Source organism: Streptomyces sp. NPDC002156 (assembly GCF_053593675.1).
On sequence record NZ_JBSFDA010000242.1, the window covers coordinates 1 to 11,678 of the forward strand.

15 protein-coding genes are annotated in these 11,678 nt (G+C 71.4%); 11 read left to right on the top strand and 4 right to left on the bottom strand.

Annotated features, from left to right (window positions below; all coding sequences use genetic code 11):
* Positions 1-257 precede the first annotated feature (257 nt).
* From ACWCRB_RS46015 to ACWCRB_RS46025, 3 genes are all read left to right on the top strand, one after another.
* Positions 258-1,112 carry a GNAT family N-acetyltransferase gene (locus ACWCRB_RS46015; RefSeq protein ID WP_451001777.1) on the top strand — a complete coding sequence of 285 codons (855 nt, stop codon included), beginning with the start codon at positions 258-260 and terminating at the stop codon, positions 1,110-1,112.
* Positions 1,113-1,200: 88 nt separating this feature from the next.
* A complete protein-coding gene (locus ACWCRB_RS46020) occupies positions 1,201-1,776 on the top strand; it encodes a GNAT family N-acetyltransferase (RefSeq protein ID WP_369035537.1) in 576 nt (191 codons plus the stop codon).
* Between the two features lie 81 nt (positions 1,777-1,857).
* Positions 1,858-3,558, top strand: coding sequence for a proline--tRNA ligase (locus ACWCRB_RS46025; RefSeq protein WP_451001778.1), 1,701 nt, complete (start codon positions 1,858-1,860; stop codon positions 3,556-3,558).
* Between the two features lie 124 nt (positions 3,559-3,682).
* On the opposite strand, the gene ACWCRB_RS46030 is transcribed toward ACWCRB_RS46025, so the two are convergent.
* Positions 3,683-4,108, bottom strand: coding sequence for a hypothetical protein (locus ACWCRB_RS46030; RefSeq protein WP_451001779.1), 426 nt, complete (start codon positions 4,106-4,108; stop codon positions 3,683-3,685).
* A 15-nt stretch (positions 4,109-4,123) separates the two neighbouring features.
* Here ACWCRB_RS46030 and ACWCRB_RS46035 point away from each other — a divergent pair, with 15 nt between their 5' ends.
* Genes ACWCRB_RS46035 through ACWCRB_RS46050 form a run of 4 tightly spaced genes read left to right on the top strand, consistent with a single transcriptional unit; the run spans position 4,124 to position 7,131 of the window.
* Positions 4,124-5,104, top strand: a complete 981-nt coding sequence (locus ACWCRB_RS46035) for an FAD:protein FMN transferase (protein WP_451001780.1) — start codon at positions 4,124-4,126, stop codon at positions 5,102-5,104.
* Positions 5,101-5,691, top strand: a complete 591-nt coding sequence (locus ACWCRB_RS46040; protein WP_451001781.1) for a ferric reductase-like transmembrane domain-containing protein — start codon at positions 5,101-5,103, stop codon at positions 5,689-5,691. Before ACWCRB_RS46035 ends, ACWCRB_RS46040 begins: the two co-directional genes overlap by 4 nt.
* Entirely contained in the window at positions 5,691-6,911 is a 1,221-nt protein-coding gene (locus ACWCRB_RS46045) for an NADH-ubiquinone oxidoreductase-F iron-sulfur binding region domain-containing protein (RefSeq protein WP_451001782.1), read from the top strand. The genes ACWCRB_RS46040 and ACWCRB_RS46045 overlap by 1 nt, the downstream gene beginning before the upstream one ends.
* A 1-nt stretch (position 6,912) precedes the next feature.
* A complete protein-coding gene (locus ACWCRB_RS46050) occupies positions 6,913-7,131 on the top strand; it encodes a ferredoxin (protein WP_451001783.1) in 219 nt (72 codons plus the stop codon).
* Between the two features lie 55 nt (positions 7,132-7,186).
* On the opposite strand, the gene ACWCRB_RS46055 is transcribed toward ACWCRB_RS46050, so the two are convergent.
* From ACWCRB_RS46055 to ACWCRB_RS46065, 3 genes are read right to left on the bottom strand one after another with little or no spacing between them, the layout of a single operon-like run.
* A complete protein-coding gene (locus tag ACWCRB_RS46055; RefSeq protein ID WP_451001784.1) occupies positions 7,187-8,104 on the bottom strand; it encodes an aminoglycoside phosphotransferase family protein in 918 nt (305 codons plus the stop codon).
* Positions 8,105-8,159: 55 nt separating this feature from the next.
* Positions 8,160-8,645: a ferritin-like domain-containing protein gene (locus tag ACWCRB_RS46060; RefSeq protein ID WP_451001785.1), complete on the bottom strand. Its 486-nt coding sequence runs from the start codon at positions 8,643-8,645 to the stop codon at positions 8,160-8,162.
* Positions 8,642-9,166, bottom strand: a complete 525-nt coding sequence (locus ACWCRB_RS46065; protein WP_451001786.1) for a hypothetical protein — start codon at positions 9,164-9,166, stop codon at positions 8,642-8,644. Before ACWCRB_RS46065 ends, ACWCRB_RS46060 begins: the two co-directional genes overlap by 4 nt.
* A gap of 226 nt (positions 9,167-9,392) precedes the next feature.
* Here ACWCRB_RS46065 and rimP point away from each other — a divergent pair, with 226 nt between their 5' ends.
* From rimP to ACWCRB_RS46085, 4 genes are all read left to right on the top strand, one after another.
* Positions 9,393-9,923: a ribosome maturation factor RimP gene (gene rimP / locus ACWCRB_RS46070; RefSeq protein ID WP_451001787.1), complete on the top strand. Its 531-nt coding sequence runs from the start codon at positions 9,393-9,395 to the stop codon at positions 9,921-9,923.
* Between the two features lie 2 nt (positions 9,924-9,925).
* Positions 9,926-10,939, top strand: coding sequence for a transcription termination factor NusA (nusA, locus tag ACWCRB_RS46075; RefSeq protein ID WP_235474478.1), 1,014 nt, complete (start codon positions 9,926-9,928; stop codon positions 10,937-10,939).
* Between the two features lie 97 nt (positions 10,940-11,036).
* Positions 11,037-11,315 carry a YlxR family protein gene (locus ACWCRB_RS46080; RefSeq protein ID WP_451001788.1) on the top strand — a complete coding sequence of 93 codons (279 nt, stop codon included), beginning with the start codon at positions 11,037-11,039 and terminating at the stop codon, positions 11,313-11,315.
* A gap of 149 nt (positions 11,316-11,464) precedes the next feature.
* Positions 11,465-11,678 (top strand): translation initiation factor IF-2 N-terminal domain-containing protein (locus ACWCRB_RS46085; RefSeq protein WP_451001789.1); only part of this gene is annotated, 214 nt, incomplete at its 3' end.

An 11,678-nucleotide genomic window follows, 5' to 3' on the forward strand; every position in this document is an offset into this window, starting at 1 on the left:
GCAAACGTGGAGTTCTGGGGGGGGTGTTTGGCCTGGGTTCCCTATTGAACGCAGGGCAGGGTGAGCCACCCAGCCCGTCCGGCGTTTGAGGACGAGGCCGTTCAGGCCGACAGCGGGGGTCTGGGGGCGCAGCCGCCCAGGGGCGGTCACCAAAACCGACGGTTCCGACAAGGCAACGGCACCGGATACAGGGCGGCGCCGCTCAGCTTCCGCAGGTACAGTGCGGAGATCAGCAGACCGCATGGTGAGGCCCGCACGTGTTGACGCAGACCACCTCCCGGGTGCTCGAACCGGGCGACCTGGACGCCGCACTCGCTGTCCTCGGCCGCGAGCCGGTCGCGAACGCCTTCGTGACCTCCCGTGTCCAGATCGCGGGCCTCGACCCCTGGCGCCTCGGCGGCGAGATGTGGGGCTGGTACGAGGACGGCATGCTCACCAGCCTCTGCTACGCCGGCGCCAACCTCGTCCCGATCTGCGCCACCCCCCGCGCCGTACGCGCCTTCGCCGACCGGGCCAGGCGAGCGGGCCGCCGCTGCTCCTCCATCGTCGGCCCCGCCGAGGCCACCACCCAGCTGTGGCGGCTGCTCGAACCGAGCTGGGGCCCCGCCCGGGAGGTCCGCCGCCACCAGCCCCTCATGGTCACCGACCGCCTGCCCGACCCCGCCCTCATCGCCCCGGATCCGTACGTCCGCCGCATCCGCAAGGACGAGATGGAGACGATCATGCCGGCGTGCGTGGCGATGTTCACCGAGGAGGTCGGAATCTCGCCACTCGCAGGTGACGGCGGCCTCCTCTACCAGGCCAGGGTCGCCGAACTGGTCGGCTCCGGCCGCTCCTTCGCCCGCCTCGACGAGCACGGCAGGGTCGCCTTCAAGGCCGAGATCGGCGCCGCGACCTCACAGGCCTGCCAGATCCAGGGCGTCTGGGTGGCCCCCGAATACCGGGGTCAGGGCCTCGCCGCCCCCGGCATGGCAGCCGTACTGCGCTACGCCCTCGCGGACGTGGCCCCGGTGGTCAGCCTGTACGTGAACGACTTCAACACCCCTGCCCGCAGGACGTACCTGAGGGTGGGCTTCCAGGAAGTCGGCGCGTTCATGAGCGTCCTGTTCTGAAACGCCCCGAGCGACCGGGACCACGACCCCCAGCCACATCCGGCCCGCACCCGCCAAGGGCACTCCGCACCCCCTGTAGTCTCCCGACATGCCGCGTTTCCCCGGTCATGGCCGCCATCACCCCCGCCCCCACGACGTGGTCGTCGGCCCCCTCGACCTCGCCGCCCGGGTCGACGAGGCGCTCGCCGTCCAGGCCGTGGCGTTCGGACTCGGCGCCGACGAGGTCGCCGTACGCAGGCAGATCGTGTTGCGGCACCTGACCTATCCCGGGGCCCGCGCACTCGGCGCGACCACCCCCGACGGACGGCTCGCGGGGTTCGTCTACGGCATGCCGAACGACCGTACGCACTGGTGGTCCACCGTTGTCGAGCCGTATCTGCGCAGACAGGGCCACGACGGCTGGCTCGACGACTCCTTCGTGATCACCGAACTGCACGTCCACCCGAGCTTCCAGAACGCCGGCGTCGGCCGCGCCCTGATCACCACCATCACCGACAGCGCCGCCGAACCCCGCTCGATCCTCTCCGCGATCGACACCGACAGCCCGGCCCGCGGCCTCTACCACTCCCTCGGCTACGAGGACCTGGCCCGCCAGGTCCTCTTCCCCAGCGCCCCGAAGCCGTACGCGGTGATGGGCGCCCCCCTTCCGCTCCGCAGGCGCTAGGCCCCTACGGCCGATTTCCACCGCCCCGCACCCCCCGGCTAACCTCCTGCCATCACCCTTACGCAGCAGGAGTCGAGAATCATGGCCCAGGCCCAGGTCCAGCGCATGTCCCGTTTGATGGTCAAGACACTGCGTGACGACCCCGCCGACGCCGAGGTGCTCAGCCACAAGCTGCTGGTCAGGGCCGGTTATGTACGCCGTACCGCCGCCGGTCTGTGGTCCTGGCTGCCGCTCGGCAAGAAGGTTCTGGCCAATGTGGAGCGGGTCGTCCGCGAGGAGATGGACGCCATCGGCGCCCAGGAGGTCACGCTCCCCGCCCTGCTGCCGAAGGAGCCGTACGAGGCGACCGGCCGCTGGGAGGAGTACGGCCCCGAGCTGTTCCGCCTCAACGACCGCAAGGGCGGCGACTACCTCCTCGGTCCGACCCACGAGGAGATCTTCACCCTCCTGGTCAAGGACCAGTGCACGTCCTACAAGGACCTGCCCGTGATCCTCTACCAGATCCAGAACAAGTACCGCGACGAGGCCCGCCCGCGCGCCGGCATCCTGCGCGGCCGCGAGTTCCTGATGAAGGACTCGTACTCCTTCGACACGGAGGACGAGGGCCTGGCCAAGTCGTACGCCCTCCACCGCGAGGCCTACCAGAAGATCTTCGCGCGTCTCGGCCTCGACTACCGCATCTGCGCCGCCACCGCGGGCGCCATGGGCGGCTCCAAGTCCGAGGAGTTCCTCGCCCCGGCCGCCGCCGGCGAGGACACCTTCGCCGACTGCCCCAACTGCGACTACGCCGCCAACACCGAGGCGATCACGTACGCGCTCCAGCCGGTCGACGGCTCGGCCGTCCCCGCCCTCGAAGAGATCCCGACCCCCGAGACCCCGACCATCGAGACGCTCGCCGCGTACCTTGAGGTCCCCGCCTCCGCCACCCTCAAGAACCTCCTCATCAAGGTCGACGGCGAGATCGTCGCGATCGGCGTCCCCGGTGACCGTGAGGTCGACCTGGGCAAGGTCGAGGCGCACTTCGCACCCGCCGCCGTCGAACTCGTCACCGCCGAGGACTTCACCGGCCGCGACGACCTCGTACGCGGCTACGTCGGCCCGCAGGGCCTGGAGAAGGTCCGCTACTTCGCCGACCCGCGCATCGCCCCCGGCACCGCCTGGATCACCGGCGCCAACAAGGACGGCCTGCACGCCAGGAACGTCGTCGCCGGCCGTGACTTCGAGGTCGACGAGTACATCGACTCCGTGGTCGTCCAGGAAGGCGACCCCTGCCCTGCCTGCGGCACCGGCCTCAAGCTGGACCGCGCCATCGAGATCGGCCACATCTTCCAGCTCGGCCGCAAGTACGCCGACGCCCTCAGCCTCGACGTCCTCGGCCAGCAGGGCAAGCCGGTCCGCGTGACCATGGGCTCGTACGGCATCGGCGTCTCCCGCGCCGTCGCCGCCCTCGCCGAGCAGCACGCCGACGAGCAGGGCCTGTGCTGGCCCAAGGAGATCGCCCCGGCCGACGTCCACGTCGTCGCCGCGGGCAAGGCCCTCCAGACCGAACTTGCCCTCGACGTCTCCGACAAGCTGGCCGCGGCCGGCGCCCGCGTCCTGGTCGACGACCGCGCCGGCGTCTCCCCGGGCGTCAAGTTCACGGACGCCGAACTGATCGGCGTACCCAAGATCCTGGTCGCGGGCCGCCGTTCGGCCGAGGGCGTCCTGGAACTGAAGGACCGCCGCACGGGCGAGCGCGAGGAACTGACGGTCGACGAAGCGATCGCCCGCCTGACCGCATGACGACCGCCTGATGCCCGCCGCGCTTTAAAGCCACCTCTCAGAAAGTTCTCGGGAGGCGTATGGACGCCTCACAGACTTCTCTCAGGCTGGTCCCCGAACGTAGGGCGTGACACAGAGTCACGTCCTACGGGAGGGGAACGACCATGACGGGCAGGGAGCGGGAGCGGAGAGCCGCCGCGGCGGTACGCAGAGGGGTACGGCGTACGGCGGCCGTGGCAGCGGCGGTCTCACTGGCCGCGGCGGCCGGGGTGTTCGCCCTCGTCGGCACGATGGAGTCGGACGCGACGACGGCCGCGAGCAGCACCTCGGACTCGACATCCAGTTCGTCCAGCTCATCCAGTTCTTCGTCGAGTTCGAGCAGCAGCACGGACACCAGTACGAGTACCGACAGCAGTACGGACAGCAGTACGGACACGTCGTCCTCGTCGACGGACTCGTCCGCGTCGGACAGCTCCTCCTCGGATACCTCGGACTCCTCGTCGTCCAGCGACCTCCAGTCCTCCTCCGACGACGTCACCTCCTCCGACTCCAGCGGCTCCGCCGACTCCACCTCGGGGGCGTCGTGATGACCACCGCCGTCCGCCCCACGGCCGCCGCCGACTGGCGCGCCCTCGGTACCAGCGTCCGGCTCGTCACCACCGACCCGGCCCTGCTGGACTCCTGCAACCTGCTCCTGGCCCGCCAACTGGCCGAGGTCGACGCCACCTGCAGCCGCTTCCGCGCCGACTCCGAACTCTCCGCCCTGGACGACACCGACGGACGTCCGACCCGGGTCAGCCCGCTGCTCGCCGAGGCCCTGGCGGTGGCCCTGCGCGCGGCCGAGGCGACCGACGGTGCCGTCGACCCGACGGTCGGCTCGGCGCTGGACGCCCTCGGCTACGACCGCGACTTCACCCTCGTCCAGGAGGACGACCGCCCGGTACGGCTCACCGTGCGACGCGTTCCCGGCTGGCGCCGGATCCACCTGGACCGGGCGACCGGCACGGTCACCGTCCCGTCCGGCATCCGCCTCGACCTGGGCGCCACCGCGAAGGCATGGGCCGCCGACCGGGCCGCACGAACGCTGGCCGAGGCCGCCGGCTGCGGAGTCCTGGTGAGCCTCGGCGGCGACACGGCGGTCGCCGGTGAGCCCCCGACGGGCGGCTGGCGCATCCGCGTCCAGGACATCACCGGCCCGGTGGACGAAGCGCCCGCCCAGGGTCCGTACGCCACGATCGGCCTGCACAGCGGCGGCCTCGCCACGTCCGGCACGGCCGCCCGCCACTGGCGCCGGGGCGAGCACACCCTCCACCACATCATCAACCCGGACACGGGCCTCCCCGTCCACACCCCCTGGCGCACGGTCTCCGTCGCGGCGGCGAACTGCGCCGACGCCAACGCGGCGAGCACGGCGGCCCTGGTGAAGGGGAGGGGCGCGGAACGCTGGCTGACGGGCCTGCGCCTCCCGGCGCGGCTGGTGACGACGGACGGAACGGTCGTGACGACGCCGGGCTGGCCCGTCTCGACCACCACCCGCGCCACCACACCTCCGGAGGCAACGCCATGACCTCCGAAACCCTCTGGTACGCAAACCGCGCCACAGGCGCCGTGTGCCTGGTCCTCTTCACGGTCGTCGTCCTGCTCGGCATCGCGGTTCGGCTGCGAGCCAGACTCCCCGGCCTGCCGAGATTCGGCACGGTCTCCCTCCACCGCACTCTCTCCCTCTCCGCCACCGCCTTCCTCACGCTCCACATAGCCGCAGCCGTGATCGACGGCTACGTCGACATCACGCTCCTCGACGCGGTCGTCCCCTTCGTCTCCGACTACCAGCCCCTCTGGCTGGGCCTCGGCACGGTCGCCCTCGACCTGATGCTCGCGGTGCTGATCACCAGCCTGCTGCGCGCCCGCCTGGGCCACCGCACGTGGCGTGCCGTGCACTGGCTCGCGTACGCCTCCTGGCCGATCGCCCTCGTCCACGGAATCGGCATCGGCACGGACACCGGCGCCGACTGGATGACCTGGCTGACCGTGTCCTGCGTGGCCGCCGTACTCGCCGCCTTCGGCATCCGCACGGCCCACGCGGTACGTGCCGCCCGCCGCACCCCGACCGCCCTGCTCCACACACCGGAACGCACGCTCGAAGGGGTCCGCTGATGACCATCACCTACACGGACGTCTTCATGCCGCCCCGCCTGCTGGCCCCCGGCGGCGCCCCGGCCGACTTCGGCACGCACGAGCAGCGGTACGGCCCCGTCTCGTACGGCAATCCGGCCCAACTCCTGGAAACCGTCGGCCAGTCGGGCCTCACCGGCCGAGGCGGAGCCGCCTTCGCCACGTACCGCAAACTCGTCTCCGTGGCCGACGCGGGCCGCCGCACCGGCCGAGCCCCGGTGGTCGTCGCCAACGGCGCCGAGGGCGAGCCCGCGAGCCGCAAGGACAAGACACTCCTCCAGCTCTCGCCCCATCTCGTCCTGGACGGACTCCAGTTGGCGGCCGAGGCGATCGGCGCCGAAGAGGCGTACCTCGCGGTGGAGGCGGGCGGCAGCTACCTGGAGGCGGCCCTGGCCGAGCGCCGCCGCGACCCCCTGTCCGTCAAGGTGGTCCGCGTCCCCAAACGGTTCCTGTCGGGCCAGTCCTCCGCCCTCACCTCGTACGTCTCCGGCGGCGCCGCCCTTCCGCAGCACCAGCGCCCGCCGGTGCGGGAGCGCGGAGTACACAGGGCCCCGACCCTCGTCCAGAACGTCGAGACCCTGGCCCACCTCGCGCTGATCGCCCGCTACGGCGCCGACTGGTTCCGCGCCGCGGGCACCCCCTCGGAACCCGGCAGCGCGCTGTGCACGGTGCATGTGCCCGGCCGTGAAGTACGGGTCGTGGAAGCCCCGTTCGGGATGCAGATAGGCAGGCTGCTGCCACTGGGCCCCACCGGAGCGGTCCTGATCGGCGGCTACCACGGCACCTGGCTCCCGGCGTCCGAGGCGGCCCAACTCCCCCTGACCACCGCCTACTTGGGTGCGGGCGTGCTCGCCGCCCTCCCCGCGGACCACTGCGGCCTCGCCGAAACGGCCCGCGTCCTGCGGTACTTGGCCCTGCAGTCGGCCGGCCAGTGCGGCCCCTGCCTCAACGGCCTGCCCCGAATAGCCGCCGCCTTCCAGACCCTGGCCGCCCCCGGCCCCCAGGGCGCGACCCGCACGGACGTCGCCCGCTGGTCCGGCCTGGTCGAGGGCCGAGGCGCCTGCCACCACCCCGACGGCACGATCCGCCTGGTCCGCTCGGCCCTGACGACCTTCGCCACCGAACTCGACGCCCACGCAAGGGGCTTCTGCACGGCAACGACCCAAACCCCCCTGCTGCCAGTCCCCAACGACCGGACCTGACATGACCCACGAGACAACGACGATCGACATCGACTGGACGGCATGCCAGGCCCACGGCCTCTGCGCCGAACTCCTCCCGGAACACATCACCTTGGACGAGTGGGGCTATCCGCTGGTCGCAGGCGCTCCCGTCCCCACCAGCACAGCCAAACGAGCCCGCAGAGCAGCAGCCGACTGCCCCGTCCTAGCTCTGAAGCTGAGGGTGGGGAAACATACCTAGGGGCGCGGGGAACTGCGCGACAAGCCCCCACCGGCCCGCAGCCGACAACGAACCCTCAAAGCCACCCAGCAAACTCCAGCAACAACTCAGCATCCCTAGGCCGCCCAACGCGCAGCGCCCGAACCCCAGACTCCACAGCCCGAAACAACGTCCACCCCCGCAACCGCTCCTGATCCACATCCAAAGACTCAGCAAGCCGCTTCACCCGCCGCCGAGTAATCGCCGCCCCCGAAGACGAAGCGATCAGATCCTCCACCCGATCCCGAACCAACCGAGCCAGATCGAACGCACACTCCCCGACCACCGGATCCGGCCCCACCGCCAACCACGGCGTCCGCTCACCGGCCAACACCTTGCTCTGCCGAAACGTCCCGTGCAGCAACCGAACCTCGGGCGGCGCGACCACCAACTCCTCCCGAGCGGCAAGCGCCGCCGCCACCAGCGGCGCCACCTCCGCACTGGCGCTAGCCGCCATCGCCTCCGCCTGCCGTCCGGTCCGCGAGGCCACCGTCTCGAAGACGACGTCGGCCCCGGCAGGCGGCTCGACCCACAGCCGCCGCAACGTCCCCGCGGCCTCCAGCAGCGCCTTCGCCTCGGGCAGCGACCGCACCGACACATCCGGATGCAACCGCTCCAGCAACAGCACACCCTCCTCGGCGGAGTCGCCGGAGTCGGTGACCGGCTCCAGCAGCTGCACCGCACCCACCCCACCCCAGTGCGCCAGCGCGGCCCGCTCACTCTCCGGCCGGGCCCGACGCGGCGCGAGCTTCAGGACGGCGGGCGTACCGTCCGCCCGCCGCACCAGCACCACCAGGCTGCTCCGGCCACCCGGAACCTGTACCCGCTCCACGGTCAACACGCGTAGATCCACGGCCTGTTGAGCCGCCGCAGGCACCCGCGCCAGCCAGTCGTCACCGTCCGGTGCCGTCTCGCCGAGCGCCCTCACCAGACGGGGCGGCGGTGCGAATGCCATGCGCGAGTCGTTTCCTTCCGGTACTCGGGACGCGATACGCGGGATGCCGTACGGGCTACCCCGTGGGTGTCGCCGTCGCCGACGCCGACACACTGCTCGCCCGCTCGGCGAGCCCAGGGAAGGGTACGCTCCCGCCCCGCCACCGCACCGCGCGCACCGCGGCCTCCCGCAGCCCCTCGGCCCCCGTCCGGCGCCGCTCGCCCTCGGCTGCCCGGACCAGGTCGGAGTACACCCCGGCGACCCGCTCCTCCAGCTCGGCCGCGAGCCGGACGGCGGCGTCCGAGTCGGTCACCGGGAACGGCAGCGCGTACCCGGCGGCCGCCGCCACCGGCGTGCCCCCGAGGGCCCGCACCGCGCGCGCCAGCTCGTCACGCCGGGCCCGATGGGCGTCGTACGCGGCCCGCGCCTCGCTCCGGCGGGCCTCGCCGATCAGCCCGCCGACGACCCCGTACCCGTACACCGCCGCGTGTTCGGCGCCCAGGGCGGCCTGGAGCGCGGTCAGCTCACCGGTGTCCTTCTCGGCCTTCCCCGACTTGCTCACTTCGCGCCCTCCGTCAGCAGATACACATGCGCGGCCCCGGCCGCGGCCACCGAGGCCAGCAGCCGCGCCAGCTCGCCCGGCACTTCGAGGAGCGCCTTCGTACGCCGGTCCACGAGGGTCCGCTCGGCGGCGGCGAGCCCGGCGAGGGCGTCCTGCTCGGTCGGCGGCGCCGAAGCGGACGGCGATGCGGATGCCGACGTAGGTGCAGGCGTCGGCTCTGCGCCTCCGAAGGCCTCCGCGTGCCGTACGGCCTCCGCCCGCAGCTCCGACAGCCGCTCCGCCAGCGCCGGGAACGCGGCGATCGCTGTGTCGTACTGCCGTACGAGCCCGGTGCTGTCGCTCGCCGCACGCGCGCGCGTGCGCTCGGCGACCGACGGGCTGCCGGAACTCGTGGCCGTCGTGTCGGACTCGGAGGTGCAGCCCACCAGGAGGGCGGCGCCCGCGGCCGAGGCGAGCAGGGTCCTTCTGCGCGGACCCGCGGGGACTCCCAGCGGGGGGCGCGAGGGCGGGGGGAACGGCACGGCAGACGTCCTCGGAGGGCTCGTACGAACGGGAGACCACGGAAAACAACGAGAAGGGCAGCACGCCCGTGATCACCGTACCCGCGCCCCGGCCCGGCACCCGCCACCGGCGCAGCCGGGCCGCCGGCGGCGTTCCGGTGGACGGCAACACCCCCCGGGACCGGATACCCTTTGACCTGACACGCGACCTACCCACAACAGCACACGCGGCCGAGGAGTCACCCGGATGAGCACCACCCAGAGCGAGAGGCTTCGAGAGCTCCTGGAGCCGCTCGTCAGCTCGCAGGGTCTCGATCTCGAAGAGATCGCAGTGGAGTCCGTCGGGCGCAAGAGAGTGCTGCGGGTCGTCGTCGATTCCGACGACGGCGCCGATCTGGACGCGATCGCCGATGTGAGCCGCGCGCTCTCGGCGAAGCTCGACGAGACGGACGCGATGGGCGCGGGGGAGTACACCCTGGAGGTCGGCACCCCCGGTGCCGAGCGCGAACTCACCGAGCACCGGCACTACGTACGCGCCGTCGAGCGGCTGGTGCGGTTCCAGCTCACCGAGGGCGGCGGCGAAGTGGTCGCCCGGATCCTGACCGTGGACGACGAGGGCATGGACCTCGAAGTGCCGGGCGTGAAGGGCCGCAAGGCCACCGCCCGTCGGCTCGCCTTCGGCGACATCGACAAGGCCCGCGTCCAGGTCGAGTTCAACCGCAAGGACAAGAACGACAAGAGCGACGAGCAGGACATGACGGAAGAAGAGGAGGCGTAGCCGTGGACATCGACATGAGTGCCCTGCGGGGCTTGGTGCGGGAGAAGGAGATCTCCTTCGACCTGCTGGTCGAGGCGATCGAGTCGGCCCTCCTCATCGCCTACCACCGCACCGAGGGAAGCCGCCGCCACGCGCGCGTGAAGCTCGACCGGGACACCGGTCATGTGACCGTGTGGGCGAAGGAGGACCCCCAGGAGCTGGAGGAGGGGCAGGAGGCACGCGAGTTCGACGACACCCCGTCGGACTTCGGCCGGATCGCCGCCACCACCGCCAAGCAGGTCATCCTGCAGCGCCTGCGTGACGCCGAGGACGACGCGACGCTCGGCGAGTACGCGGGCCGCGAGGGCGACATCGTCACCGGTGTCGTCCAGCAGGGCCGCGACCCGAAGAACGTGCTCGTGGACATCGGCAAGCTGGAGGCCATCCTGCCGGTGCAGGAGCAGGTCCCCGGTGAGACCTACACGCACGGGCTGCGGCTGCGGTCGTACGTCGTACGAGTGGCGAAGGGCGTGCGCGGTCCGTCCGTCACCCTCTCGCGCACGCACCCCAACCTGGTGAAGAAGCTCTTCGCGCTGGAGGTGCCCGAGATCGCCGACGGTTCCGTGGAGATCTCGGCCATCGCGCGCGAGGCCGGCCACCGCACGAAGATCGCCGTCCGGTCGACGCGCAGCGGCCTGAACGCCAAGGGTGCCTGCATCGGCCCCATGGGCGGCCGGGTGCGCAATGTCATGGCCGAGCTGAACGGCGAGAAGATCGACATCGTCGACTGGTCGGACGACCCGGCCGACATGGTGGCGAACGCGCTGTCCCCGGCCAGGGTCACCAAGGTCGAGGTCGTCGACCTCGCGGCCCGCTCCGCGCGCGTGACGGTCCCCGACTACCAGCTGTCGCTGGCGATCGGCAAGGAGGGCCAGAACGCCCGCCTCGCCGCCCGGCTGACCGGCTGGCGCATCGACATCCGCCCGGACACCGAGCAGCCGTCCGAGCGGCCCGCCGACCAGCCCCGGGGCCAGTAGGGAATAGATCCAAGCCGCAGGTGGCTGAGATCACGACAACAACCGTTCGATCCTTATCTCGAATGAGTGAGGTCCGTACGGGGAGGTAGACTTAGGAGTGTCTGGCCGGACGCGAGCCCGCGTATGCCCTGAACGCACCTGTGTGGGGTGTCGGGAGCGAGCGGCCAAGAAGGATCTGCTGCGCATCGTGGCGATCGAGGGTGAATGCGCCCCCGATCATCGCGGTACGCTGCCCGGCCGGGGTGCGTATGTGCACCCCGCCCTGGTCTGTCTCGACCTGGCGGTTCGCCGCCGGGCGTTCCCACGGGCACTGCGTGCCCCGGGAGCGCTCGACACGACGGCGTTGCGCCGTTACGTCGAGCAGGCAACACCGTAAGACGCGTCGCACGGAACCCCCGTGCGGCTCTGGTACCCCCCGCGAGTTGGAAGTAGGTCGAGATTGCGATGAGCACTCGATGAGCACGCGATGAGTACGCCCATGAAGTAGCGACGGTCCGGCCGCAACCCGGACCTAAAAGGAGCGAAGTGGCTAAGGTCCGGGTATACGAACTCGCCAAGGAGTTCGGGGTTGAGAGCAAGGCCGTCATGGCCAAGCTCCAGGAACTCGGTGAATTCGTCCGATCGGCATCCTCGACGATCGAGGCGCCCGTAGTACGCAAGTTGACAGACGCCTTCCAGGGCGGGAGCAGCGCCAAGCCCGGCGCCCCCCGCAAGGCGGCTCCCAAGCCCGGCCCTGCTG